This is a genomic window from Enterococcus sp. AZ171 (assembly GCF_051714005.1).
Classification (GTDB): Bacteria; Bacillota; Bacilli; order Lactobacillales; family Enterococcaceae; genus Enterococcus_B; species Enterococcus_B pernyi.
In genome coordinates, this window is the sequence record NZ_JBIORA010000001.1 from 534396 (window position 1) to 560876 (window position 26481).

At 39.6% G+C, this 26481-nt stretch carries 27 protein-coding genes and 3 pseudogenes; 24 read left to right on the plus strand and 6 right to left on the minus strand.

Features of this window, described 5'->3' with window-relative positions:
* Positions 1 to 185: 185 nt before the first annotated feature.
* The 8 genes and pseudogenes from IGJ49_RS02495 to IGJ49_RS02530 all read left to right on the plus strand — a co-directional run bounded on the left by IGJ49_RS02495 (position 186) and on the right by IGJ49_RS02530 (position 6136).
* Positions 186 to 1682, plus strand: a complete 1497-nt coding sequence (locus IGJ49_RS02495) for a phytoene desaturase family protein (RefSeq protein ID WP_438722281.1) — start codon at positions 186 to 188, stop codon at positions 1680 to 1682.
* A 15-nt stretch (positions 1683 to 1697) separates the two neighbouring features.
* Entirely contained in the window at positions 1698 to 2777 is a 1080-nt protein-coding gene (locus tag IGJ49_RS02500; protein ID WP_438722283.1) for a glycosyltransferase, read from the plus strand.
* Between the two features lie 9 nt (positions 2778 to 2786).
* Positions 2787 to 3278 carry a glycosyl-4,4'-diaponeurosporenoate acyltransferase gene (locus tag IGJ49_RS02505; protein ID WP_349520846.1) on the plus strand — a complete coding sequence of 164 codons (492 nt, stop codon included), beginning with the start codon at positions 2787 to 2789 and terminating at the stop codon, positions 3276 to 3278.
* Positions 3279 to 3344: 66 nt separating this feature from the next.
* Positions 3345 to 3611, plus strand: a pseudogene (locus IGJ49_RS02510) (type II toxin-antitoxin system RelB/DinJ family antitoxin).
* Positions 3604 to 3868 (plus strand): annotated as a pseudogene (locus tag IGJ49_RS02515) (type II toxin-antitoxin system YafQ family toxin). The pseudogenes IGJ49_RS02510 and IGJ49_RS02515 overlap by 8 nt, the downstream one beginning before the upstream one ends.
* 620 nt (positions 3869 to 4488) lie before the next feature.
* A complete protein-coding gene (locus tag IGJ49_RS02520) occupies positions 4489 to 4725 on the plus strand; it encodes a hypothetical protein (protein ID WP_041684171.1) in 237 nt (78 codons plus the stop codon).
* 97 nt (positions 4726 to 4822) lie between these two features.
* A complete protein-coding gene (locus IGJ49_RS02525; RefSeq protein ID WP_023519128.1) occupies positions 4823 to 5251 on the plus strand; it encodes an RNA polymerase sigma factor in 429 nt (142 codons plus the stop codon).
* 18 nt (positions 5252 to 5269) lie between these two features.
* Complete coding sequence (locus IGJ49_RS02530) at positions 5270 to 6136, plus strand: RsiV family protein (RefSeq protein ID WP_023519129.1); 867 nt, start codon at positions 5270 to 5272, stop codon at positions 6134 to 6136.
* A gap of 152 nt (positions 6137 to 6288) precedes the next feature.
* Here IGJ49_RS02530 and IGJ49_RS02535 read toward each other — a convergent pair whose 3' ends face one another.
* The 3 genes from IGJ49_RS02535 to IGJ49_RS02545 are packed head-to-tail and all read right to left on the minus strand — an operon-like array spanning position 6289 to position 8405.
* Complete coding sequence (locus IGJ49_RS02535) at positions 6289 to 6525, minus strand: hypothetical protein (RefSeq protein ID WP_438722286.1); 237 nt, start codon at positions 6523 to 6525, stop codon at positions 6289 to 6291.
* Positions 6526 to 6541: 16 nt separating this feature from the next.
* Positions 6542 to 7051 carry a hypothetical protein gene (locus IGJ49_RS02540; protein WP_023519130.1) on the minus strand — a complete coding sequence of 170 codons (510 nt, stop codon included), beginning with the start codon at positions 7049 to 7051 and terminating at the stop codon, positions 6542 to 6544.
* Positions 7014 to 8405, minus strand: coding sequence for a Y-family DNA polymerase (locus IGJ49_RS02545; protein ID WP_438722288.1), 1392 nt, complete (start codon positions 8403 to 8405; stop codon positions 7014 to 7016). Before IGJ49_RS02545 ends, IGJ49_RS02540 begins: the two co-directional genes overlap by 38 nt.
* A gap of 552 nt (positions 8406 to 8957) precedes the next feature.
* Here IGJ49_RS02545 and aroF point away from each other — a divergent pair.
* The 9 genes from aroF to IGJ49_RS02590 all read left to right on the plus strand — a co-directional run bounded on the left by aroF (position 8958) and on the right by IGJ49_RS02590 (position 17412).
* Positions 8958 to 9977 carry a 3-deoxy-7-phosphoheptulonate synthase gene (gene aroF / locus IGJ49_RS02550; protein WP_019722398.1) on the plus strand — a complete coding sequence of 340 codons (1020 nt, stop codon included), beginning with the start codon at positions 8958 to 8960 and terminating at the stop codon, positions 9975 to 9977.
* 14 nt (positions 9978 to 9991) lie between these two features.
* The gene (gene aroB, locus IGJ49_RS02555) at positions 9992 to 11056 is read left to right on the plus strand and encodes a 3-dehydroquinate synthase (protein WP_349520843.1); all 1065 of its coding nucleotides are present in this window, start codon (positions 9992 to 9994) and stop codon (positions 11054 to 11056) included.
* Positions 11057 to 12223, plus strand: coding sequence for a chorismate synthase (gene aroC, locus IGJ49_RS02560; RefSeq protein WP_438722291.1), 1167 nt, complete (start codon positions 11057 to 11059; stop codon positions 12221 to 12223). It begins immediately after the preceding gene.
* Positions 12224 to 12236: 13 nt separating this feature from the next.
* A complete protein-coding gene (locus IGJ49_RS02565) occupies positions 12237 to 13316 on the plus strand; it encodes a prephenate dehydrogenase (protein ID WP_023519136.1) in 1080 nt (359 codons plus the stop codon).
* A 4-nt stretch (positions 13317 to 13320) separates the two neighbouring features.
* Positions 13321 to 14604: a 3-phosphoshikimate 1-carboxyvinyltransferase gene (gene aroA, locus IGJ49_RS02570; RefSeq protein WP_438722293.1), complete on the plus strand. Its 1284-nt coding sequence runs from the start codon at positions 13321 to 13323 to the stop codon at positions 14602 to 14604.
* Positions 14604 to 15110 (plus strand): shikimate kinase, encoded by a 507-nt coding sequence (locus IGJ49_RS02575; protein ID WP_438722295.1) that lies wholly within the window; start codon positions 14604 to 14606, stop codon positions 15108 to 15110. The genes aroA and IGJ49_RS02575 overlap by 1 nt, the downstream gene beginning before the upstream one ends.
* The gene (gene pheA / locus IGJ49_RS02580) at positions 15107 to 15973 is read left to right on the plus strand and encodes a prephenate dehydratase (RefSeq protein WP_023519138.1); all 867 of its coding nucleotides are present in this window, start codon (positions 15107 to 15109) and stop codon (positions 15971 to 15973) included. The genes IGJ49_RS02575 and pheA overlap by 4 nt, the downstream gene beginning before the upstream one ends.
* A 349-nt stretch (positions 15974 to 16322) precedes the next feature.
* Entirely contained in the window at positions 16323 to 16778 is a 456-nt protein-coding gene (locus IGJ49_RS02585) for a type II toxin-antitoxin system HicB family antitoxin (RefSeq protein ID WP_010736265.1), read from the plus strand.
* Between the two features lie 124 nt (positions 16779 to 16902).
* Positions 16903 to 17412 (plus strand): type 1 glutamine amidotransferase domain-containing protein, encoded by a 510-nt coding sequence (locus IGJ49_RS02590; RefSeq protein WP_010736264.1) that lies wholly within the window; start codon positions 16903 to 16905, stop codon positions 17410 to 17412.
* Between the two features lie 271 nt (positions 17413 to 17683).
* Here the strand turns inward: IGJ49_RS02590 and IGJ49_RS02595 are convergent, their stop codons facing one another.
* On the minus strand, positions 17684 to 18850 hold the full coding sequence (locus IGJ49_RS02595; protein WP_224434531.1) for a galactokinase: 1167 nt from the start codon (positions 18848 to 18850) through the stop codon (positions 17684 to 17686).
* Positions 18847 to 19887: an aldose epimerase family protein gene (locus IGJ49_RS02600; protein ID WP_224434532.1), complete on the minus strand. Its 1041-nt coding sequence runs from the start codon at positions 19885 to 19887 to the stop codon at positions 18847 to 18849. Before IGJ49_RS02600 ends, IGJ49_RS02595 begins: the two co-directional genes overlap by 4 nt.
* 227 nt (positions 19888 to 20114) lie before the next feature.
* Here IGJ49_RS02600 and IGJ49_RS02605 point away from each other — a divergent pair, with 227 nt between their 5' ends.
* The 7 genes and pseudogenes from IGJ49_RS02605 to IGJ49_RS02635 all read left to right on the plus strand — a co-directional run.
* Positions 20115 to 21020 carry an AraC family transcriptional regulator gene (locus tag IGJ49_RS02605; RefSeq protein WP_010736261.1) on the plus strand — a complete coding sequence of 302 codons (906 nt, stop codon included), beginning with the start codon at positions 20115 to 20117 and terminating at the stop codon, positions 21018 to 21020.
* 68 nt (positions 21021 to 21088) lie between these two features.
* Positions 21089 to 21766 (plus strand): NAD(P)H-dependent oxidoreductase, encoded by a 678-nt coding sequence (locus tag IGJ49_RS02610; protein WP_224434533.1) that lies wholly within the window; start codon positions 21089 to 21091, stop codon positions 21764 to 21766.
* A complete protein-coding gene (locus IGJ49_RS02615; RefSeq protein WP_010736259.1) occupies positions 21766 to 21933 on the plus strand; it encodes a hypothetical protein in 168 nt (55 codons plus the stop codon). Before IGJ49_RS02610 ends, IGJ49_RS02615 begins: the two co-directional genes overlap by 1 nt.
* Positions 21934 to 22050: 117 nt before the next feature.
* Complete coding sequence (locus IGJ49_RS02620) at positions 22051 to 22950, plus strand: LysM peptidoglycan-binding domain-containing protein (protein ID WP_071866708.1); 900 nt, start codon at positions 22051 to 22053, stop codon at positions 22948 to 22950.
* Between the two features lie 189 nt (positions 22951 to 23139).
* Entirely contained in the window at positions 23140 to 23847 is a 708-nt protein-coding gene (locus IGJ49_RS02625) for a GntR family transcriptional regulator (protein WP_010736257.1), read from the plus strand.
* A gap of 706 nt (positions 23848 to 24553) precedes the next feature.
* The gene (mazE, locus tag IGJ49_RS02630) at positions 24554 to 24784 is read left to right on the plus strand and encodes a type II toxin-antitoxin system PemI/MazE family antitoxin (protein WP_010736255.1); all 231 of its coding nucleotides are present in this window, start codon (positions 24554 to 24556) and stop codon (positions 24782 to 24784) included.
* 49 nt (positions 24785 to 24833) lie between these two features.
* Positions 24834 to 24959: pseudogene (locus IGJ49_RS02635) on the plus strand (type II toxin-antitoxin system PemK/MazF family toxin); the annotation flags it as partial.
* 282 nt (positions 24960 to 25241) lie between these two features.
* Here IGJ49_RS02635 and IGJ49_RS02640 read toward each other — a convergent pair.
* On the minus strand, positions 25242 to 26441 hold the full coding sequence (locus tag IGJ49_RS02640; RefSeq protein WP_023519144.1) for an enolase C-terminal domain-like protein: 1200 nt from the start codon (positions 26439 to 26441) through the stop codon (positions 25242 to 25244).
* Positions 26442 to 26481: the final 40 nt, after the last annotated feature.

Below are 26481 nucleotides of genomic sequence, written 5' to 3' on the forward strand. Positions count from 1 at the left end.
TGTTTCTTCTGTTTTTTCTTTTATCCTTTCTTAGTGTTTTATAACAATACAATGCGCAATAAAATAAGTTTTTTTAGAGATATGCTACTATAGAGATAGATATAAAGTGTTTTTTTACAGTTGGATCTTACGAATTTACATCTGTGAAAATGTGCTTTAAGACTTAGAAAGTAAGAGGTGATTTTGTGAAAAACAAACAGAAATCAGTCATTGTTCTGGGAGGTGGACTTGGTGGTTTGTCTGCAGCAGTTTCCTTAGCCCAAGAAGGATTCGACGTATCGCTATATGAAAAAAACGATCATTTAGGGGGGAAATTGAACCGTTTAGAAGCAAATGGGTTGGGCTTTGATCTAGGTCCATCGATTTTGACGATGCCCCAAATTTTTGAAAAACTGTTTCTCACGAGTGGCAAACAGATGGCAGATTACATTCCGATCGAACGGTTAGATTTGCAGTGGCGTTCTTTTTTTCCTGATCACACAACGATTGATCTATACAGTGATTTAACGAAAATGGCCCAAGAAAATCCTTTGCTGACTGAAAAAGACATGATGGAGTATCAAGATTTCTTAGACTATGCGAAGGAAATCTATGCGGCCACAGAAGTCGGTTATTTTGACAAAGGGCTTGATTCGACAATGGAGATTTTAAAAGAACATGGTGTGATCAAAGCGTTGAAAGGGTTTGATTATTTTTCTTCGATGCATGATGGAATCGCTAAACGTGTGAGTCATCCAAAAATGCAAGATATCTTAGGGTATTTCAGCAAATATGTCGGTTCCTCTCCTTATGATGCGCCAGCGGTTTTAAATATGATGAGTTACATGCAGCATGAGCAAGGAATTTGGTATGTTCCGGGCGGGATGCATAAAATTGCTGAAGGAATCGTCAATCTTGGGAAAGAGCTCGGCGTAGCGTTCCATACTGGCTGTCAGGTTGAAAAACTAAATGTAGTGGATGAACAGATCCGTTCGGCACGACTAGCGGATGGGACGGTGATCGAAGCAGATTATTTTGTTTCGAATATGGAAGTCATCCCAGCTTATGAACAATTATTAGATGAAAAACCAGCGTTTACAGAGAAATTAGAAAAGAAATTTGAACCCGCAAGTTCTGGTTTTGTCTTGCATCTAGGTGTTAATAAAGAATACCCACAATTAGCCCATCATAATTTTTTCTTTTCGAATGCTTCTAAAGAAAACTTTGATCAAAACTTCCATCAGCATCAGTTGCCAGACGACCCAACGATCTATCTTGTGAATGTCAATAAGACTGATCCTTCTCAAACCATCGAAGGACATGAGAACATCAAGATTTTACCGCACATCCCTTATTTACAAGATCAACCATTTACAGAGGCAGAATACGATGCCTTTCGGGAGCGTATCTTGATCAAATTAGAAACGATGGGATTAACGGATTTGAGAAAACATATTGTCTATGAAAATCGTTGGACCCCGGAAGATATCCAAAAAAATTATTTATCCCATCGTGGAGCAATCTATGGGACTGTCTCTGATCGTAAGAAAAATCATGGGTTCAAACATGCAAAACATAGTGAGCGCTATGACAACTTATACTTTGTAGGTGGGACAGTCAATCCAGGTGCAGGTATGCCAATGGTCACTTTGAGTGGGCAACAAGTGAGTGACAAGATTGCTCGAAGAGAAGCGGATGTATAGGAAGGAAGGCTTATTTTGTTACTAATAATGATCGTCCTTTTTGTTGCTTGGCTTTCAGGTTGGTGTATCTTTTATCGACTGCCATTCATCACAAACCTAACCTCTGCAAAACGTTTTGACACAAATGTTTCAATCATTATTCCTGTACGTAACGAAGCAAATACGCTCCCCAAATTGCTACAATCGATCCAAAGGCAAACGATCCAACCACGAGAAATCATCGTCGTGGATGATGATTCCACTGACGGTACAGCAGAAATCGCCAAGAACTTAGATGCAACAGTTTTCTCAAATGATCGTGAGCAGCATGGCAAGGCGGCTGCCTGTTGGTTAGGTGCAACAAAGGCCCAAAGTGAGCATTTCTTATTTTTAGATGCAGATACATTTTTTCAGACAGACAATAGTTTGGAAAGACTGTTGAATGAATACGAAAAAAGAGGGAATAGTGGCTTGCTGTCGCTTCAACCGTTTCATCAAACTGTTCGCTTTTATGAACAGCTCTCGTTTGTTTTCAATGTGGTCATTCTAGTAGGGTTGAATACTTTTTCTGTGCTAGGTGAAAAATTAAAAGCAGCGGGGGCGTTTGGGCCGTGTATCTTATGCTCGAAAACCGATTATTTCCAAGTCGATGGGCATAAAGATATGCCTCGTGGGATCTTAGATGATATGGCTTTAGCCAATCGTTTTCAAAAGGCAGGATTTCCCATCCATTTATATGGTGGGAAAGAGTTGATTGCTTTTCGCATGTATCCTGAAGGTTTCAAGCAATTGATCCAAGGATGGACAAAGGATTTTGCCACAGCTTCTAGAGCAACCAATCCCTTTATTTTGTTAGGAGTCATCCTCTGGATAAGTGATGGTGTTGGCTCAGTGTTGGCTTTTGGTATGGAACAATGGCCGCTCGCACTGGTCATTTATTGCCTGTATGTGCTTCAATGTATTGTATTTGCCAAACGTGTAGGAAATTTCAAGCCGATTTTCTTGTTCGTTTTTCCGTTCTTTTTTATCTTCTTTCTTTTCTTGTTTTTGTGGTCATTGATCCAAACCTATCTTTTGAAATCAGTGACTTGGAAAGGAAGAAAAATCAAACTTTAGGAGGTTTTTATGCCACTGATCCATTTGACCACTGGAGTATTAGTGATGCTCGACATTCTTGCCTGGTTTATTTTTCATTTGGGTATATCCTTTGGTGTACGTCAAATTTCTGACTCTTTTTTTAAAAGAAAGCGTCGTTGGTTTCGTTCTTTTTCTTTTGAAAAGCAAGGAGTTATTTGGGAGAAAAAATTTCGAATCAAAAAATGGAAAGACAAGCTGCCAGATGGTACTGTGATTGCCAAGAGTGGATTCGATAAATCAAGACTTGGTAAGACTGATTCTGCCGCACTGAAGAAATTCATCATTGAAACACAAAGAGCAGAGCTGACACATTGGCTATTGATTGCGCCAGCGTTCCTTTTCTTTTTGTGGAATCCCAAATGGGCGGGGTGGGTCATGGTTTTTTATGCGCTTCTTGTCAATATCCCATTTATTATGATCCAACGCTATAATCGGCCACGATTGGAACGAGCGTTCATTAGAAGAATGAGGAATAAGTAGGTTCTTAAAACGGATTTATGTTTCTTTTATGTTGTTTATATGTTGAAAAATAGCAGAGGTGATGACATGGAAACGACAAAAAAGAAACCAATCCATATCTCAATTGATGAGGATTTGAAAAAGGATGCTGAGCAATTATTTGCTGAGTTGGGTATGAATATGATAACCGCAATTACAGTTTTTTAAAAACAGTCTGTAATTAAACTGGTACTTCCTTTTAAAATTGAAAGGGAAAATTCGGCTACTTTGCAAGCGAGAAAAGATGCTAAAGATGGCAATATTCATGGTGGATTCAGCTCTGTTGATGAGTTGCTGGAGGACTTAGATGCTTGATATTTTTTATACCTCACAATTCAAGCGAGACTATAAAAAAGCAGGGGAAAGATTTAGCCAAATTAAAAAAGGTGCTATCTCTTTTGCAATGCCAACATAAATTGCCCAAAGTGTATCGTGATCATCATTTGACCGGCAATTATGTGGGATTTAGAGAATGTCATATCAGTCCTGATTGGCTATTAGTATATAAGATTGATAATGATCAATTAATATTGATACTTGCTAGGCTGGGATCTCACAGTGAATTCTTTTAAAGAAGTTGTGAAATAAATGGACAACTCAGAAAAATAAACGAGAAAATCTAAAACTTGTTTTAAAAGTGTTTGGATTCTCTCGTTTATTTTGTTCTAGGAGTTACTAGAGAAAAAGTGTAATCGTTTTTTTAGGAAGAAAAAACAAATTTTAGGAGCTTTTTATGCTACTGATTCATTTGATCACTGGAGTGTTAGTGATGCTTGATATTCTTGCCTGGTTTATTTTCCACTTGGGTCTATCCTTTGGAGTACGTCAAATCGCTGACTCTTTTTTTTAAAGATATCATCGTTGGTTTCGTGCCTTTTGAAAAGTGAGGAGTTATTTGGGAGAAAAAATTTCGGATAAAAAATGGAAAGATAAGCTGCCAGATGGTACTGTGATTGCTAAAAACGAATAAATGGTTTTCTAGAAGTGAATACTACATAAACAAGCACCAAAATCCATCGATGAATAATTGTGGGGATTTGGTGCTTTTTAGCGGAGCTTAACACTTTTATCAGAATCTCACAAACTGTCTTTTGTGCAAAGTTAGTGATTCAAAATAAAGTTGATTTTTTTGAAACTTTTCTTAGAAAACGATCGTCTAATTAAGTATAAAAAAAGAAAGCGGAGTGAGCGTATGAAACATGAAAAAAACTATTCATTTTTAACGATAGAACTAATTTTCCTAGTCTTATTGTTCCTGTTTACCAGCCTTTTTTTATGGATGTATTCAATGGATACATTTTCGATCATAGAAGAAAAGCCACAAGAGATAGGGACAAGCGAGTCGACTAGAACGAAAGATACACAACCACGTAAGGAAGCAAACAAGGATTTTATGCGAGAACTGGGTGAAATTTATTATTTGAGATAGGGAGGGATCTAATATTTTTAATCGGATAGCAAAAAAGCAGCGAGTCAGACATTATGAATCTCAGTTAGAACAGCTGATTGAGACACAATATCAAAAAATGTATCGAATCGCTTATAGTTATACACACTGTTCGGAAGATGCACTAGATGTTATCCAAGATAGCTTTCAAAAAGCGCTGATGGATTTCTCAAAGGTAAAGAAGATCGATCATTTTCAAGCTTGGTTTTATAAAATCTTAGTCCGCACAGCAATTGATTATTGGCGCAAGAATAAACGAATGCCTTTGAATTTTGAATTGGAAGACTGTCCAGGACTTGAATTCATCGATTGTCAAAATGATGTTTCTTACATGGAATTACGTGAATTATTGAGCCAAACGCCTAGCCCAGAACGCGAGATTATTATCTTGAAATTTTTTGAAGGATTTACATTGAAAGAAATTGCTCAGATTTTAAATTTAAATGAGAATACAGTGAAAACAAAAATGTATCGCTCACTAGATAATTACAAAGAAATTTTAAAATAAAGGAGAGTGGATAGCGAAATGGGAGGAACAAAGAAAAAAATAAGTATGATGAATCAGGCGTATCGAGCGGGGGAAATTCCTGAACAGCTAGAAGATGAGCTATTCAAGCGTTTTACGATTGCCAAGAAAAAAGTGAAGGTGAAACGACAAGTAAAACATGCTGTTCATATCGGTTTGGGGATCGTCTGCTCTGTACTTATTTTGTTCGCAGGTGTTCAAAATAGAGACTTTCGCGTATGGGCGACAGAAATCCCTGTTCTCGGAGAATTGGTTTCGATCATTACTGGGAAAACCTATTCATTCCAAGAAGAGGAATCGGGTATCAGGATTGCTGTTCCAAAAATAATTGGAAAAGAAGAAATCCATGACCAGTTGAATCGAAAATATCTCGCAGAGGGACAACAAGCTTATGAGGAAGGAGTGAAAGAAATCAAGAAAAACGGGCAACAGATTGATACAACAGGTGGATATCGCATATTGGTCAATGATGAGCGATTTTTAGTGATTGATCGTTCAATCGAACAGACAATTGCAAGTACGCAAACGAACAATCAATTTGACACGTTAGATAAACAAAATGAGGTACTTGTGTCTTTGCCTTTATTATTTAAAAATGATGATTATCTCATTGCTCTTTCAAAGGAAATTGAAGAACAGATGAAAAATCGTATGGAAAAAAATCCAGAATCAACTTATTTTGCTCTAGAGGATAATGGCTCATTTTTATTAAAAAAAGATCCTAGTTTTTATATCAATAAAGAACACCAGCTGGTTATCTTCTTTGATAAATACGAGGTAGCACCTGGTGCTATGGGGACACAAGAATTCGTTATTGATACAAATAAAATCCAATCTTTATTGGCTGACCCAAACTATTTGAACTAAAGCTTTCAGACTTTACGAATAGAATCGTTCTTTGCTGAGAATAGTAGCATCAACCGGTAGAATCTTTTTTACATGTTTACCGGTTGATGCTTTTTAGGTTGAGAGAAATAGCATTCAATAATGGCCGAAGAATCCAATGCTTATCTGAATTACTAAATCGCTTGCTTGACGATTTCTTGCCAAAAATGAAAATATTCCTCTTCTAAATCGATCGAATCAAGTTCATCCCAAGCAATAAAGCCCTCGTTTACATAAAAGCCATCTTCTGTCATCTTTTTTTGAATCTTTCCTCTATAGTTTTCTCCCTTTTTTGTTTGGATCGTAATTTCTTGTTTGGCAATATAAGCAGTGATTATGACAGTTTCGAAATGATTCTTTACCATTGTCATCGGCAACGCCTCCCTTTTAGTCATTTTCCTCTTCAAAAGCTTGATAAAATTCATCTTTGATCAATTGCAACTCAGCTTGTTGGTTTGGCTTGTTCCAATCGATTGATCGGGAAACTTGTTCGTCATATGTCTTGTTGGTACTAAACTCAAACCATTTCATTTCTTGTTTCAAACCAACGTGACGAATGTTCTCCCAGAGAATCTGGTACTGGTCAATCGTCAGATATTCTTCATCACATTCGCCTAAGAAAACGCCCTCGATATTTTCTCTATATCGACCAAATTCATCTTTTGTGTTTAATTGGATGGTCACTTTTTGTCGGTAGAGAAAGGACTGTAATAGTACTTGGTCGATTTCCTCTCTCGTCATTTGCAATTGGGGAGGGAGGTCTTTTAAGGCGACTGCTGCATTTTCTTCGATCCCTTTAACTAGCTCATCCATGGCAAAAGCGGTTCCCCATTTCAAGCCAAAGGGGCGATCACGGTATTCATTGTAATCGAGAAATTCTTTTTTCGTGCGTCGCATGTCCCTCACCTTCAATACCAGCCATTCCGCCAGCATGACCGCCTACAAGCGAACTGCGGGCGATTGCTCGACCACCTTCTAGTAAACTATGTGCATGGACGATTGCTTTAAATCCATATTTTTGTCGAATCTTATCCACGACAAAGTCAATCTTTGCCGCATTGACTTGCTCTTTAGGATCATCGAATAGATTCAATTGCAAGCCAGTCGCATAAACTAAGCGAGAACAGTTGACGCCGATACTTCGGATATCTTGCCATTGATAATGTCGATCAAAAATCATCAATAGTGCTTCTGCTAAAACATGACTGGCATTGGTCGGCTCGATTTTCATCTGTTGGTGAAACCCAGTTTTTCCTGAAACATCTGTGTAGCCCAAAGAAAAGCCGACCCACAGACTAACTACTTGTGCTTTTGCTTCTTCTCGACGTAAGCGTGTGCCTACTTGATCTGCCATTTCCTTGATCACGATTTCAATCTCTTCTCGGCGGGTATAGTCCTTATTGAGGATTTGACTATTTCCGATGCTTTTTGATTTAGGGGTGTAGACTTCACCAAGAAAGCTCCGATCGATTCCCCAGGCATGGGCATAAAGTTGTGTACCAATTACCCCCATTGCACTTTTTAAACGATAGTAATCCGCATGTGCAAGCTCATAGATGCTATGGATGTTCATTTTATTTAAACGAATCGCTGTTTTTCGACCGATCCCCCAAAAATCTGTCAGCTGAGGAATCCGCCAAAGTTTTTCAGGGACGTCTTCATAACGCCATTCGGCGATCATGTCTCGGGTATCCTTCGCTTCATTATCCAGAGCTAATTTTGCCAATAGTGGATTATCACCGATACCGATCGTGGTATAGATCCCTGTCTGGTCATAAACGTCTTGACGAATTTTTTTTGCAAGTGTCCGGGCATCAGGAGCATCGAACAAATTCAAACTATTTGTGATATCCAAAAAACTTTCGTCGACCGAATAGACATGATGGTTACTCTCGTCTGCATAGGTTTTATAAATCGCATTGATTTCTTTGTTCTTCTCCATATAATAAGCCATTCGTGGTGGGGCAATATATAGATCACTGGGATAAGGAAAGGGCAAATCACGCGCACGACTGATATTCGTGATCCCGTAGGCTTTTTTTGCAGCTGGACTAGAGGCAAGGATCAACCCGCTACCACGTTCTTCCCATGAATTTCCGGGGTACGACATAACAACTAGTTTGGTTGTTAAAGGGTCTAAACCAAGTGAGACACATTCAACAGAAGCATAGAACGACTTACAATCAATACATAAAATATCTCTAGAAGGTTCTTTATGATAGTCAAATACAGGATTTTGATTTTTAAACATAACAGTCACCTCTTCTACATGATTAGAACACACGTTCGCGTTTTTTGTCAACGAAAAAATCAATAGGAACTTTAAAAAAACATCGGTCTTCTAAAGGATCATTAGCATAAAGAGAAAAAGATTTGAAAAAGTAGTTGACTTATTTCAGAAAGAAATCTATACTTAAACCAATCTTAAATCAGTTTGGAGCGATTTCTTATGAAAATCACATTGAATTCACAACTGAATACGTATTACTTTAGCTATTTTAGATAGGTTTGTATTCATGACATTCATGGGTGCAAACACAACGTTTGTATCTATGATGGCTAAGGATGTTTGAGATGACTTGTCCGCCACATAGATGAAAATCTATAGTGGCTTTTTTGTTAGAATTGGTGAAGGCCCACTGTAGATTTGTCTACGGCGGGCTTTTTTTATACCTAACGAAAGGAGAACCACATCAGTTCATTTTCCAACGAGTTATTTTAAGTAAACAATGAACGATTTTCCATTGTCGATCAAGTGTTCAAACAGTGATAAAAAAATAAAAATAAAAAAGGATGTTATCTTATGATTTTAATTATTAAACCAGGAATTGAAGTAAACCAACTAGAACCAGTACTTTCACGTATCAAGGAAGAGGGCTTGGACGTTCAGATCAACCATGGCAAAGATCGTCTTGTTTTAGGATTGATCGGTGATCCAAAAATTATCCAAGGTGTACCATTTGAAAGATACGACACGGTGGAGCGTGCAGTAAAAATCTCTAATACGTACAAACTGACTTCTCGAGAATTTCATCCGCAAGATACAGTCGTTGATGTGGATGGTTTGAAAATCGGTGATGGTAGTTTTGTGACGATGGCTGGTCCTTGTTCAGTAGAAGGCGAAGAACAAATCATGGAAACTGCTCGTATGGCAAAAGCTGGTGGGGCAACAGTCCTACGTGGAGGAGCCTACAAACCTAGAACGTCACCCTACGCTTTCCAAGGATTAGGAGAAGAAGGACTGAAAATGATGCGTAAAGCAGCGGATCATTACGGCTTAAAAGTCATTACCGAAGTCATGGATGAAGCCCATATCGATGTCGTTTGCGAATACACAGATATCATTCAGATCGGCGCCAGAAATATGCAAAACTTTCGTCTATTAGAAGCTGTTGGGAAAACAGGAAAACCAATTGGCTTGAAACGCGGGATTTCAGGAACGATCGAAGAATGGTTGAACGCGGCGGAATACATTGCGGTACAAAACAATCCAAACATCATCTTTATCGAACGTGGTATTCGTACTTACGAAACAGCGACACGCAATACCTTCGATCTAAGTGCTGTACCGATCATTAAAAAATTAAGTCATTTCCCGATCATCGTTGATCCAAGTCATGGTACAGGGGTTTGGGATCTCGTATCACCAATGGCAAGAGCCGGTGTTGCTAGTGGCGCAGATGGGATGATCGTAGAGATCCACCCTGATCCAATCCACGCATGGTCAGATGGACAGCAATCATTGAATGAAAAGAACTACCTACGAATGATGGAAGAAGTCGAGATTTTAGTTGAAGCAATGAATAAAATCAAAGCCTTATAGAAAAGAGGAGCATCATGTTAGAAGTTGTCTTACCAGAAAAAAGCTATGAGATCATCATTGAACGAAATGCACTCGATCATGTGTCTGAGTGGATCGAAGGAATCTGGAAAAATAAAAAAATCGCGATTATCAGTGATACGAATGTTTTTCCGATATACGGCGAAAAAATTTGTCAACAGTTGCGGGCAAGCTACGAAGTCGTCCATTATGTTGTTTCAGCTGGGGAGAGCAGCAAATCATTCGACATGGCAGCTCACCTCTATGCGTTTTTAGCAGAAGAACAATTTACGCGTAGTGATGCGGTGATTGCGCTTGGAGGGGGAGTGATCGGCGATTTAGCCAGCTTCGTTGCTTCCACCTATATGCGAGGGATTTCATTTGTCCAGATCCCGACTTCCCTACTGGCACAGGTCGATTCAAGCATTGGAGGAAAAACAGCAATCAATGCACCCATGGCGAAAAATATGATTGGGACATTTGCACAACCAGACGGGGTATTGATCGATCCAGAGACGTTAATGACGTTATCAGAGCGTAGAATCCAAGAAGGGATCGCTGAGATCATCAAGTGTGGCGCAATCAGTGATGAAACGCTATGGCAAGATTTGGCAAAATTAACAGGAGTTGCTGACTTACTGGCTAATAGTGAAAAAATCATTGAAAAGGCGTTGCGTGTGAAGAAACAAGTTGTTGAAGAAGATCAATTCGATAACGGGCATCGTTTGTTACTGAACTTTGGCCATACGATCGGACATGCCATCGAAAATACTGCTGGTTATGGTCAGATCAGTCATGGTGAAGCCGTAGCGATCGGTATGGTGCAAATCACCAAACAAGCCGAAAAGCTGGGACAATCACCAGTGGGTATCACTGCGCAATTGATCCACATGATCGAAAAGTATCAGTTACCGATCAAGTACCAACCTTGGGAGGAGCAATCCCTTTATGATGCGATCACCCACGATAAAAAGGCACGTGGAAAGACATTGAAAATTATTTTATTAGATAAAATCGGACAAGCAAGAATCCAAGAAATCCCGCTTGAGTCCGTGAAAGACTATTTAAAGGAGGGGAACTAAATGCGTTTTTTAACAGCAGGAGAATCTCATGGTCCACAGTTAACTGCCATTATTGAAGGTATCCCGGCAGGTTTAGAAGTTTCACTTGAAAAAATCAATGAAGATCTTGCGAGGCGACAAGGGGGTTACGGTCGTGGTGGCAGAATGAAGATCGAGAAAGATCGTGTCCAAATCACCTCAGGTATTCGACATGGTAAAACGCTTGGTTCGCCAATCACAATGATCGTGGAGAATAAAGACTGGAAGAATTGGCAGACGGTGATGTCAGTCGAGCCAATCGAAGAAAAACATGTCACACGTCGTCGAGTAGCCAAACCTCGTCCAGGACATGCGGATCTAGTTGGTGGAATGAAATACCAACATCAAGATCTTAGGAATGTGTTAGAACGGTCTTCAGCTAGAGAAACGACCATGCGTGTAGCAATCGGCTCTTTAGCAAAACAGATCCTAGCAGCACTAGATATTGAAATTGCCAGTCACGTAGCAGTTCTTGGAGGGGTCAAAGCAACGATTCCTGAAGTGCTACCTGTGGCGGTGATCAAGGAAAAAACAACGATCTCCGAAGTCAATATGGTAGACCTTGAGATCGAAGAACAAGTCAAAACATTGATCGATGAGACGAAAAAAGCAGGTGATACCTTAGGTGGTGTCGTCGAAGTCCGGGTTGAAAATGTACCGGCTGGTTTGGGTAGTTATGTCCAATGGGATAAAAAATTAGATGGAAAATTAGCACAAGCCATGCTGAGTATCAATGCCTTCAAAGGGGTAGAATTTGGGATCGGTTTTGATGCAGCGACTTTACCAGGTTCTAAAGTTATGGATGAAATCACCTGGGATCAAGAACAAGGCTACCGCCGGACAACCAATCATTTAGGTGGATTTGAAGGTGGGATGACAAATGGGGAACAAATCATCGTTCGTGGTGTGATGAAACCGATCCCTACACTTTACAAGCCGTTGATGAGTGTGGATATCGACACGAAAGAAGTCTATAAAGCAAGTGTCGAACGTTCCGACAGTACCGCTGTACCAGCAGCTTCTGTGGTGGCTGAACACGTCATTGCAACAGCACTTGCCGTGGAGATCCTTGAACATTTCCCAGCGGATAACATGAGTGAGCTGAAAAAATCTGTTGCCAGTCATCGGCAGATGATCCAAGACTTTTAGTGAGGAGACTGATATGAAGAAAAAGGTATTTGTCTTAGGTTTAGGTCTGATTGGTGCTTCGCTTTGCCGAGCCATCAAAGGATCGAATGTGACTCTTTATGGATGGGATCATTCAGCAGAAACAAGAAAAATTGCAGAAGAAGTCCAATTAGTGGATCATCTGGTGTCTGGGATCGAAGAAGCAAGTCAAATGGATGTTATTTTATTAGCGGTTCCTGTACAAGTTAGTTTGGACTATTTGCAACAATTAGCGACACTTCCGCTAAAGGAAACTGTATTGGTCAGTGATACTGGCAGTACGAAAGCAGCAATCATGACAGCGGCTAAGGAATTACCTTTTACTTTTATTGGTGGACACCCAATGGCAGGCTCGCATAAATCTGGAGTAAAAGCCGGCAATCCCAATTTGTTCGAGGAAGCTTATTATATATTGACCAATGATCATGAGAGTGATCGTGTAGCTGAACTGATGGAACTATTAGAACCGACTCGAGCAAAATTTGTATTGATGGAAGCCAAAAATCATGACGAGATCGTCGGCGTTTTAAGCCATTTGCCTCATATCGTGGCTGCTGGTTTAGTGCAAACCAGTGATGAACTCAATCAAAAACATCCAAGAGCCTCCCAACTTGCAGCCGGAGGGTTTCGAGATATTACGCGTATTGCTTCTTCTGATCCAAAAATGTGGACAGATATCTTATTAACGAATCAAGAAATCATGCTGTCTTTACTAGAGGAATGGCAATCCTCCATGGAAACATTGAAAACACAACTTGCGAGAAATGATGAAGAGGCCATTTATCGATTTTTTGCACAAGCGAAGCAAACAAGGGATCAGTTGCCGAAGAAACGACAAGGAACGATTCCAGCGTTCTATGATCTATACGTTGATATTCCGGATATTTCCGGTGCAGTTGCTAAGGTGACAACGGCTTTGAGCCAAGCAGATATTTCAATCATCAATCTAAAAATACAAGAAACTAGAGAAGATATTTTCGGAGTCCTTGAATTGTCCTTCAAAAATCAAACCGATTTAGAAAAAGGACAAGCATTGATTCAAGCGGAAAATTTTCACTGTTGGATCAGGAGTTGAGACAATGAAATTACTTAATGCTACACATGGGATCAAAGGTGAGCTAACGGTTCCAGCAGATAAGTCGATTTCTCATCGCAGCATCATGTTTGGTGCAATCAGTCATGGAAAAACGACGATAACGAACTTTTTAAAAGCAGAAGATTGCTTGAGTACGATGTCCATATTTAGACAATTAGGTGTGAGAATAGAAGAGGAAGAAGAGAAAATCCATGTTTATGGTCATGGCGTAGAGGGATTACAAACACCAACAGAACGTTTAGATGCAGGTAATTCTGGTACAACGATCCGTTTACTTTTAGGGGTTTTAGCTGGAAGTAAGATTTCGGCAGAAGTGTCTGGAGATGACTCGTTGAATCGTCGCCCGATGGGGAGAGTGATGAATCCTTTACGTGAAATGGGTGCGGATCTTAAAGGGATCGAACATCCAGATCTACCACCTTTACGAGTGACTGGTGGGCCTTTGAAACCAATCGAATATGAGATGCCGATTGCCAGTGCGCAAGTCAAATCAGCGATTTTATTCGCGGCACTTCAAGCAGATGGTGAGACAACGATCATCGAAAAAGAACGCTCACGGAATCATACAGAAGAAATGATCAAACAATTTGGTGGAGAAATCAGAGTAGAAGATAAAGTGATCACACTTGCTGGCGGACAACGGTTAGTTGGACAAAACGTGGCGGTACCTGGGGATATTTCGTCAGCAGCCTTTTATCTAGTCGCAGCAAGTATTTTGCCAGATAGTGAAGTCTTATTGAAACAAGTAGGAATCAATCCAACACGAACAGGGATTTTAGATGTATTGATCGAAATGGGGGCTTCGATCCAAGAAATGCAAATCGATCAACAAAATCAAGCGGCTGACTTAATGGTACGTTCTGCCAACTTGCAGGCATGTACGATCGAAGGAGAAATCATTCCTCGCTTGATCGATGAATTACCGATTTTGGCATTAGCTGCAACACAAGCACAAGGCACGACGATCATTCGGGACGCACAAGAATTAAAAGTGAAAGAAACAAATCGCATCGATGCGACAGCGGAAGAATTGATAAAAATGGGCGCAAACATCGAAACAACAGATGATGGGCTGATCATTCATGGTCCGACACCTTTGCATGGGGCAATTGTTGACAGTCATGGGGATCATCGCATTGGCATGATGTTACAGATTGCCGCATTATTGACCGATGAGCCAGTTGAATTGAACCATCCAGAAGCGGTAAATATTTCTTATCCTGACTTCTTCACCGATCTAGCTGGTCTGATCAAGGAGAAAAACTAATGGCTGCAATTGTGCTGATTGGTTTTATGGGCGCCGGTAAAACAACGATCAGTCGCAAGCTTTCTATGCAGTTAAAGAAACCATTGATCGATATGGATACAAAACTAGTCGAGGAGTTTGGCTGTTCGATCAGTCAGTATTTTGAATTACATGGCGAAGCTGCCTTTCGACAGAAAGAAACGAAGCTACTGAAAAACTCATTGCAAGAAGAAGCGATCATTGCGACAGGTGGGGGAGTTATCCTACAAGAAGAAAATCAACGACTGCTGACAGATCATCTGGTGGTTTACTTAAAAGCTGATCCCGATCTTTTGATCAAACGTATCCGCCAAGATCACAAACAAGCCCGTCCGTTGGCACTCGATAAAGATGATACAGAGTTAAAAGAATTATTTTTTTCGCGGAAAAAACACTATGAAACATTAGCAGATCTTACGATAGAAACAACTGGTAAATCACCAGCAGAAGTTGTCTCAGAAATCATAAAGCAGGTGATGGATCGATGAAAATTGGTTATCTAGGCCCAAAAGGTTCCTTCACATATAGTGCAGTAAAGAATTATTTCAACGAAGGCGATTGGTCTCCATATCAAGCTTTAACAAATTTGATTGATGCCCAGATCAACGATGCGATCGATTATGCGATGGTACCGATCGAGAATTCCATCGAAGGTTCTGTATTGCCCACATTAGACCATGTCTATGAAACCTTACCAACGATCCAAGGAGAAATCGTTTTACCAATCAAGCAACAATTGATGGTACATCCTAAGCATCAACAGATGTGGCAAGAGGTAACAAAAATCTGTAGTCATCCGCAAGCGTTGGCACAATCGCAAGTATTTTTGAAGCAACAGTTCCCTGACGTGGAAATCGAGCAAATGGGTTCGACTGCCCAAGGTGCCCAACAAGTTGCCGAGCATCCTGAACAAAAAATCGCGGCAATCGGACCTAAAGAAGCTGCGGAACAGTTTGGTTTGACCATCGTTCAGCAAGATATCCAATCGATCCGCAACAATGAAACCCGTTTTTGGCTACTAGGTTCCTCACCGATGTCATCTCAATTACCAGTCAGTACTTACAAAGCAACGCTATTTGTAGACTTGCCAGAAAATCGCCCAGGTGCGTTATATCAAGTACTTGCGGTGTTTGCAGAACAAAAACTTAATTTGACCAAAATCGAGTCTAGACCGCAAAAAACCTCGTTAGGTGAATACTTTTTCGTGATCGAAGTAGAGATTGAACAAGCAGATACAAAATTGAACGAAGCAATCAAACTACTGGAACAGCGAGCATTTCCGGTCCAATTGATTGGAGAATATCCAGTGTACCGTAGCCGTGAGGATAAAAAAGCGACATACAGAAAATAAATCAAAGCAGCTGAACCTAGATAGCTGCCTTGGTTTTTTTTGAATAATTTTTCTATATTTGCTTTTACACGTATAGCACGTGTTTTTTATTTTTTTCACGTGTTACACGTGTTAGTATAGATATGTCAGGAGGTATTGTAACAATGCCAATGACATAACAGGAAATGGTCAAACTCTTGATTTCCATAAGTGGGTTAAAAGTGGAAAAGGTTCTCATATAAAAGTGAAACTACCAGGAGTAAATCGACCAATTATTGTTCCTTCCAAGCTACCTAAAGGGACAGAACATGCGATACTGAGGCAGGGTTAAAATAGCTTTGTTCCTGCTTCTTGAGAGAGGAGGAGGATCATGCTTATTTCATATCCGGCATTATTCTATTCAGAAACAAGTGAAGGCTATGACTCGGGATTTTCTGTTTTCTTTCCAGATTTTCCGGAGATGGCTGGTACAAGCGGATCTGACATTCCTGAAGCGCTCGAAAATGCCTCTGATTACTTAGGTATTCTTTTGGCGGCTGAGATAGAAGAAGACCGAACATTACCTGAACCATCTCTTATCAGTTCATTGTCACTTATAGAAAATAACCCTTTTAAAAGTGACTCTGAGTTCATATTAGAATATGATGCTGAAAAATCATTTATTTCAATGGTCTCTGTAGATCTAACAGAATATTTAGGCACAGAGGAACCTGTAAAAAAGACGTTAACGATCCCAAAATGGGCAGATAAGTTAGGTAAAGAAATGCATCTAAATTTTTCAAAGACATTGACTGAAGCCATTGTTCGTGAAAAACTAGGTGCTTAACTTTAAAAGAGAAACTATCATTTTTCTTTTAAATAAAATAGGTTATAAATCATAAACAGATGATTTGCACACTTTTCTGAAATCCTTTAGGCTAGAATCAAGCGATAAGAAAGGAAGAGGAAAAATGGCAAAAAAAATTGCAGCAATCGTAACTGATTTAGTCGAAGATATTGAGTTGACTTCACCAAAAGAAGCATTGGAAAATGCGGGGAATGAAGTGACAACGATTGGTTTTGAAGCAAACCAAACGATCAAAGGCAAAAAAGGTGGCGAGTTCACGATCGATCGCAGCATTGATGAAGTTTCTCCTGAAGATTTCGATGCGCTCTTGATCCCTGGAGGATTCTCACCGGATCAATTACGTAAGGATCAACGTTTTGTTGATTTCGTTACTTACTTCTTGAAAAATGACCAACCGTTATTTGCTATCTGTCATGGCCCACAATTGTTTATCCAAACCGGTCTAACAGAAGGTAGAACAATGACTGCTTACGATACTGTTCGTCCAGATGTGGCTTACGCTGGCGCCAATGTCAAAGATGAAGCAGTGGTGATCGATAATCAATTAGTTACTAGCCGTACACCAGATGACTTGCCTGAATTCAACAAAGCAATTGTTGAGATCTTGGGTTAAACGACTGAACACTTTGTAGCGTTGCAAGTCAAAATAGTGATACGAGGAATAAAGAATTTTAGAATGATTTGGGACAGAAAGAATGCAAATACATTCTTTCTGTCTTTTTAACTGAAAAAGAAATTTATAATTAAAATAAGATGCAACTAATCAACAGCTGATTTTTAAATTTTTTCAAAATTATTTAACCTAGATTCAAAATCATGATTCAATAAAATATGCGCCTGAGTTTGGTTGTTTGCCAAGCCCAGACGCATGTTTCTGTTTTTAACTAAATTTTCGTCGTACCGCTTCCGATATGTGCTACATAAAATTCTGGCTCATATCCTACAACCTCTAAATAACGTGCATGGACATTTTCTTTAAAGGCGGGGATTTCCTCTTCTTTGACTAGAGCGATGGCACAGCCACCAAATCCTGCGCCTGTCATTCGTGCGCCTAATACACCAGGTTGCGCTTGTGCGGCATCTACAAGTGTATCTAATTCGATGCCTGTGACTTCGTAATCATGACGGAGTGAGTAATGAGAATCATTCAATAATAGACCGAAAGCTTCTAAGTTTCCTTGCTCTAATTCAGCTTTTGCTTTTAATGTTCGTTGATTTTCAGTGACGGCGTGACGTGCGCGACGGATCAAGGTATCATCGCCAATCAAGTCCGTATTCGCTTCGAAAGTCGCTTCATCTAATTCGCCTAAAGCTTTGATGTCCAGCTTCGTTTGTAGACGTTTCAAGGCTTCTTCACATTCGCTGCGACGTTCATTATATTTTGATTCCGCTAATTCACGTCGTTTATTCGTGTTCATGATAACCACGGCGTAGCCATCTAATTTAACTGGGACCATTTCATAGTGTAATGTATTCGTATCTAGCAAGATGGCATGGTCGATTTCTCCAAAACCGATCGCAAATTGATCCATGATCCCTGAATTGACACCAATGAATTCATTTTCTACTTTTTTTCCAGTTTGAACGAGTGTCAAGCGATCGATCGCTAAATCAAACAAATCTTCCAGAACAACCCCCACTAATAATTCTAACGAAGCACTGCTAGAAAGTCCGGCACCATTAGGGATCGTTCCTTCAATCACCAATTCAAAACCGCTCTCGATGGTATAGCCAGCTTCTTTTAGTTTCAAGATCATTCCTTTGACATAATTTGCCCAGTTGTCTTTTTTATCAAATGTCAGGTCATCAAGCGTGAATTTGATCACGCCGATTTCCTCAAAGTTTGTTGAGTAAACTAATACTTTGTTGTCTTCTCGACGTGCAGCAACGCCGTAAGTGCCATAAGTGATCGATGCAGGAAAAACGTGTCCACCGTTGTAGTCCGTGTGTTCACCGATCAAGTTGATTCGCCCAGGTGAAAAATAGTTTGTTGTTGGTTTTTCACCAAATAATTCATTGAATTTCGTTGTTAAATGTGCTGTTTTATTCATCTGTCTTGTTCCTCTCTTGCTTCAAGTTTGAATTCTGTAATCGTCTCAAATGGTGTTTCCGGTACCAAAGATATGTCGCCGAAAGAAGGGTAACGTTCTGCTCCTGGAGCGATTTGTGTTTCAAAAGTGATGCCGCCATGGTTCGCTAAACGTTGCCCGCGCATTTCAGGTGTATCTTCCCCAAAGTTGGCAGTGAAAATGACGATACTCGATGCATCCGTCCTGACACTGACTTTGATTGTTTCATCTGGACTTAAAAGAGAAGCGGCCGTTTTATCTAAGCCTGTGTCCTTTAAGAAGAACGGATGATCGATTCCATCAAATAATTCTTTTTGTGGAAAGTCACTGGTGAAAACAGTCGTTAGTTTTGTTGGTGTTTGAAAATCAAACGGTGTTCCAGTCACTTCTATTTGTTCACCTGTCGGAATGCTATCTGGTCGTAAAGCAGCAAAGGCTTGACTGTTGACCCACAAAGTATGGTCATCGATTGGTTGCGTCACATCACCACTCAAGTTGAAATAAACATGATTAGTTGGGTTGAATAGTGTCAATTGATCACTGACTGCTTTCGTTGTGACACGCCAAATATTATCTTCTGTAAGAGTATAGCGAACTTCTACGGATAAATTCCCTGGAAAACCACGCTCTTTGTCGGGACTAGTCGTGGTAAAGACCACAGTGGCTTCTTGTTCGCCATCAATGATTTCGTATTGCCAGATTTTTTCTTCAAAACTTGGCGTACTGCCATGTAAGGAGTGACCAGTTGCAGGATCGACAGGTAGTTGATACGTCTGGCCGTCGAGGGTGAATTTGCCTGCATCGATCCGCCCAGCAGTTCGTCCGATCGTTGCTCCGATAAAGGCATCTTTTTCGAGATACTCTTCTGCTGAATCAAAACCTAGAATCAACTCTCTACCCATGAATGTCAAACTGACGATCCGTGCGCCTAAATCGGTAACAGCGAGGGTCGTACCCTGTTGATTGGTTAAAGTAATCAAATGTGCAGATTGTCCAAATGTTTTTTTAGTAATGTCCATTTAAGTAGTCCTTTCTTGGTGCTGGATTAGTAGTTGGTGTAGGCGCAGTTTACGCCTAATCAAATTAACTATACCATTAAATGAAGCGTTTACAATGGGGCGTTTACTGTTTTTACCATTCAATCATATCAAAGAAGAGCACTTGCTTGAATGTATTTCTGTGAGCAGTATTTAACTTTTTGTTGCATCTATAGTAGAATAAAGAAAATACGAAAGAGGGTACGTCAATGGAAAAAGCGATTTTTTTGAAAAAAGAACATCAATCCATCTCACAAGAACTATACTTTGACTTTTGCGGTTTTTCTAAAACATTGCCCTTTCATTCATTTGGACCAGCTATTCGTCAAGATTATATTTTGCATATCGTGATGGAAGGAAAAGGAGTCTATCGCGTAAAAGATCAGCAATATCAATTAAAAAAAGGTGATCTTTTTTTGATTAGACCGGGTGATTCTACTTTTTATTTGGCGGATGGTGAAGATCCTTGGGTCTACTGTTGGATTTCCTTCGGTGGGGCAGTAGCCGATAAAATCATTCAACATTCTTTATTCAAAGATGATCAATACACGATGGTTTCTTCAGAAATTGCTAGATATGTGGAGATTATCTTGGCATGTATGAATTACTCGACAAAAAATCTAGTCGATGAGCTGCAATTAAATGCGTTGACGTATCAATTGCTCGCGCTCTTATTAGAAGATGGTGGCTATGTTCATTTAGGAGAACAAAAAAGTTATTCAGCCCTCGCTGTTGATGCGGTACAGTATATCGAAGAACATTACAGCGAGCGTTTGACTGTTGAGGAGATCGCAAAAAAATTATCCGTTAACCGAAGTCATCTCTCTCGTGTGTTCAAAAATCATATGGGGATCAGTATCAAAGAATATATGATTGGTGTTCGCATCAATCGGGCAGCGTTTCTCTTATCTCTGACGGAAGAATCCGTTGAAGCAATCGCTTATCAAGTCGGCTTCAATAGTTTGGTCGTATTTAGCCGCATGTTCAAGAAATTCACTGGTGAGACGGCGACAAACTATCGTAGACGAATGAATAACGAAAAGATCAAAGGAGTTTCCGCAGAACAATTAAAAAAGCAATTAGAAGAACAAGCCATCATTTCTTGGGCGACCTAAGACATAAAGGCATTGTTGACTGGGTTTTTCTTGGGATATGCTAGACTAGAAAACGGGAGGAAAAAGCTATGAAAACATTGATTATTGTCAGCCATCCGATAATTGACACATCGTTGAACCAACAGTTTTTTAAAGAAGCATCCAGCCAGCTATCGACTACTTGGCATCATCTAGAAGCTTGTTATCCAGATGGGGAAATTGATCTTCAAGCAGAACTTGCTTTATTGAAAGAGCATGACCGGATCATCTTCCAATTTCCTTTCTATTGGTATAGCGCGCCAGCCCATTTGAAAATGTGGCAAGACCAAGTGTTAGAAGCGGCAACAGCAGTCTTATCAGGTAAAGAATTAGGGATCGTCTTAACAACCGGCGTGAGTGAAAAAGAATACCAAGCAGGTGGGAAAGAAGAGTATACGATCTCGGAGTATTTGCGTCCGTATCAACGAATTGCCCATAAATTCCAGATGACCTTTTTGCCTCCGTTTGTTTTAGCACAGTTCATGTACTTAACTCAAGAACAACGGTTTGAACGCCTGATCAGTTATCAGCAATATCTCACATTAGTCGAAAAACCTTCACTGATCAATCGGATCGATTGGTTTATCGAACGATTTGCACAAAATGAACGCATCAAGGAAAAAGCACCGATGAAGCAGCAGATGATCGAAACGATGTTAGAAGAAGCCAAAGAAAATATTGAAGATCTGACATTTATACTACAAGAGATGAAAGGAAAGACCTTATAATGGATCAATGGTTGACAGAACAATTAGCCGAATTGAGTACGCAAGCGGATTATGAGGGCAAAGCCTTACTTCATGAAATGTCACGCTTATTTGTCGAAATCAATGAACGGATCGAGCAGTTGCAAGGAGAAATCGATGGAGAATCTTGGAATCATCAAAAATGGTGATTTTTCTTCAGTAATAACATAATAAAAAATGTTCATAACGCTTATTATTTGCTACAATGGAACTACAAGAAAGTTGGTAACGCTATTTTTTTACAGAAATAACAGGTGGTGAATGAAATGAATGAAGAAAATGAACAGCGTGGCAATGTTCGATCAGCTCGAAGACAACAACAGAAACAAGCATCACGCATGCGTATGATGAAAATCGGTGCCGCTGTTGCAGTAGTCTTACTACTGGTTGGTGCAGGTACTGGATTATATCTCCATAGTAGAAACAATGCCAGTGAAAACTCGGTAGCAAAGACGAGTGAAACGACGCAATCGTCCACAGCTTCAACTACTGCTTCATCTGAAACTGAAGCAACACAAGAAAGCAGCGAAGCAACAGAACCTTCAGGAGCTATTTCTGAACAACTACAAGCAGTCGTTGCAGATTATTCGAAGAAAATCGAAGATAAAACCCCAGTGTTGATCGAAGAATACCAAGCAGAGATCCAAAACAATCAAGACGGTGTCAATGGTCTTTCGGTCATTGCCAACCGAAAAGCAAGAGAACTTCAAGCCTTGTCGGATGAAGGAATCAGTAAATTAAGAGGGATGTACCAAGATGCTTCCAACAAGGAGGATATCGACCTAGATACCATGATCAATCAGCTATCTGCAAGTTATACGGCGCAGGTCGCTCGGATCTCCGACATTTATCTGCGAACAAGTGCGGAACTTCAAGCAGCGACACCTAGTAGCGAATCTTCTTCGGAAGAGACGACACCTTCGACGGAAGCGACACCAGAAACAACAGAAACGTCGGAGTCACAAGCCGATCAGTACACGGCACAGTCCACAGAAGATACGAGCAATCAAGCCAATCAAGCAGCTACAACCGTTGTACGTGAAGGCGAAGGTCCAAATCAAATTGCGCAACGGACGGGTGTGCCAGTTGAGACGATCTTGTCCTTGAATGGCATGACGATGGATGATTTCTTCTTTAACCCTGGTCAAGAATTACGTTTGAATTAGGAAGATCAAGAAGAAAGATTCAACTTCAATTGATTAGATGAAGTCACAAAAATGGTTCTTTTTGCCAATTTTTGTGGCTTTTTTGTTCTAAATACGTTTCGTTCTCCACTGGCTCATCATGAGTGGGTTGTGATTGGTTGTTTTTTTGTTAAGATAAAGAAGTGAATGTAACCCGTAAAGGAGAAGATCATGAAAAAACGAGAATTCATCGTCCAAGATTTATTGAGTAAGATCTATCAAGAAGAATTTAAAGATGGAAAATTACCGAATCAACGAAAACTAGCGGAAATCTATCATGTTTCTCGCTTTACGATCCAACAAGCGATCAAAAACCTGGAAGAAATCGGTATTGTCCGTGTCGTTCAAGGATCAGGTATCTTTATCCATGAAAAATGGGTCAAAAATCCCTTGATCTTCAATTCTTTGACACGTACCCCTTATGATCGGATCCATTCAAAAATGATCAGTTTAAACAAAGCACCAGCAACGGCGGATGAGCAAAAAATCTTTCAACTTGATGACGGCGCCGAAGTTTGGACATTTGAACGTATTCGAATCGTTGATTATAAAATCGAGCAGTTAGAAATGTCAAAAATGCCGGTAGCAATGTTTCCCGACTTATCCCAAGAAGTCATCGAACATTCCATCCAAAAGTACGTGGAACAAAAAGGCTATCGAATTTCTCACTATATCACGAGTTATGACCCAATCACGACTTCCAAAGAACAATCAAAAATATTGCTATGTAAACGCGGTACACCAGCCATGCAAATCACGAACCGAGCTATATTAGAAGATGGACAAGTCTATGAATACAGCAGTATCATTGCCATCGACTACTCTGTGACTTACATCCGCCCCTTTGACCGTGAGATCCATCGTTCGAGGATTGATTGAGGATTTGAGTAGTCTCAAAATAGCTTAAGGAAAAAACTTCTGTAAAAATGTAGCTTTTTTGAAAGTTAAGGAAGAAAACATTAAAGCGAATTAGTTGATAGTGATTGTGAAGGAAGCACTGATGAAGCGTAAAACGCAATCATCAGTGCTTTCTTACAAATGCTTGATAAGTGAAGTAAGTTATATTATTTATAATAGAAAATATAAAACACAAAAAAATAACTTACAATAAGTATGAACCAAATAAGTCTTTCAACTATTTGAGCTATTGTTGATTGATTGTATGTAAAAATGATACCAAATTTATAGTTCCTGTTACTGCGTATAAAAATACTCTGTAAACCTAGAGAGAGCATGATAAGTAACTTCATGATCAGATTCGATAGCTGATAGGATTGATCGTTAGTTGTTAGGAAAAAAGTATACAAAGTTAAAAGTTGTAACAACCAAATAACTTGAACAAGTTTTCTCGCAGCTTGGGTTTTATTCGACATAGATGTTTATCCTCCTTAAAATTATTATTGTGATTTAAGTTGATTATATGCCTTTTTTAAGTCAATATTCAATAAGTGTTTAATGAGAATGTGGCATTAAATAAAAGATTAAGAAGGTCTGAGAAACTCTATTGATTTATTTTTGTATTAGTATCTTTTACGTTATAAAATTAAATTTTACATAATAAAATTTGCTGTGTGAGGAGTGATAAATGATGATTAATGTAAAAGCTCGTAAAGTAGGGAATTCTATCTCTATTTCAATTCCTAAACAGTATCAGGTTAAAGCTGGATCAAAATATGTCGTATATAAATCTAAGAATGGAGGATTAATATTCACACCAAAAATAGAAAATCCATTTTTATTGGATGAACCATTTCAAAAGGATGAAGATGAGGGATGGCAAACAATAGCAAAAGAGGAGATTGGGAAAAATGTATGAACCTCAACAAGGTGATTTGATCTGACTTAATTCTACGCCTTCTTTTAGCAGGGAAATAAGAGGGAAGCAGCCAGCTTTAGTTGTTTCCTCAAATGCTTACAATAAAAAAACGAACTATATTATTGTCTGTCCGGTAATGACTGGGGGAACAACTTTTCTGGGTATGTTTCTTTGAATGATTACAAGATACGTGGAAGAGTGAACGCTACACAAATTCATAGTTTTGATACTGACCGGATTATTAGTAAAGAATTTATTGATCGTCTAAGAGGAGACGATTTTCTTCAAGTCAAACAGATTTTAGATTATTCTTTAGAAACTGATTTTTGAAAACTATGTTTTACATAAAAAGCTACTAAGGTTTACACGTGTATTCATTATTATAATAATAGGAATACAGCGGAACCAAAAAAAGCTATCCTTACATATTTCGTGTAAGGATAGCTTTTTTTTGGAATTACGGTGTCACGATCGTGCCGTCTGGTGTACGGCTTTGTGTCCATTCGTGTGGACGATAGACAACTGGAAATTCTGCCGCCTGTTCTTCATTGAATGTGACACCGATCCCACTTTGTTCGATCGGATAGAAAAAGCCTTTTTTTGGTGTGGGGATATTTCCGAAAAGTTGTTTCGTATTTTCAGGAACATCGATGTTTTCTTGGATCGCCGCATTGTGTAAATGGATGTTCAAATGCGTATTCACTGCTAAGCCGATCGGTGTGATATCAGATGGCGTATGCCAAGCGATTCGTATCCCCATCGCTTCGCAAAAGTGTGCCAATTTCAAGGCAGGCGTGATCCCGCCGATTTGTGAGACATGGGCACGCATATAGTCGATTTGACGATTGCGAACTAATTCTTTCCATTCCATTGGATTATTGAACAATTCTCCAGTAGCAATCGGGGTCGTTGATTGACTTCGCAATTGAGCCAACCATTCATTTTGGTTTGGCGGTAGAATATCTTCTAAAAAGAAAAGATTGTACTTTTCTGTTTTTTTTGCAAAACGGATCGCTTGGTTAGGATGCAAGCGTTCGTGAACATCGTGTAACATTTGGAAACGATCGCCATATTTGTTTTGGATATGTTCAAACATGGATAGCGTAGTGGACATGTATTCTTCTTGATCGAAATAAGAGCCAGCAAGTGGTTGTTCAGGTGTTGCTAAATTCGTTGGATTTCCCCCATAAAAACCTAATTGACAACGAATATAACGATACCCTTGTGCGAGAAATGTTTCGATTTCACGATCGAGGTCCTCTAGATTAGCTGCGACAGCATGCGTATACGCAGGAATTGCTGTTCGAGCTTTTCCGCCGAATAACTGATACAATGGCATATCAGCGATTTTCCCTTTGATATCCCAGAGCGCCATATCGACACCTGAAATGGCGTTATTTGTGATTGGCCCATTCCGCCAGTAAGAATTGACATTCATGACTTGCCAAAGGTCTTCGATTTGATTCGCATCGCGTCCAATCAGTAAAGGTTTTAAGTATTCTTCAACTACGGTCTGGACAGCCAAAGGACGAAATTGGAAAGTGCCGCAACCGAAGCCGGTCACGCCTTTATCTGTTTCAACTTTTACGACTAACAAGTTGTGACGATCTGGTTTGATTGCGTAACTTTTTATATTTGTAATGATCGTTGGTGTCATTTTTTTCACTCCAATATACATAAATATGAATCATGTGCAT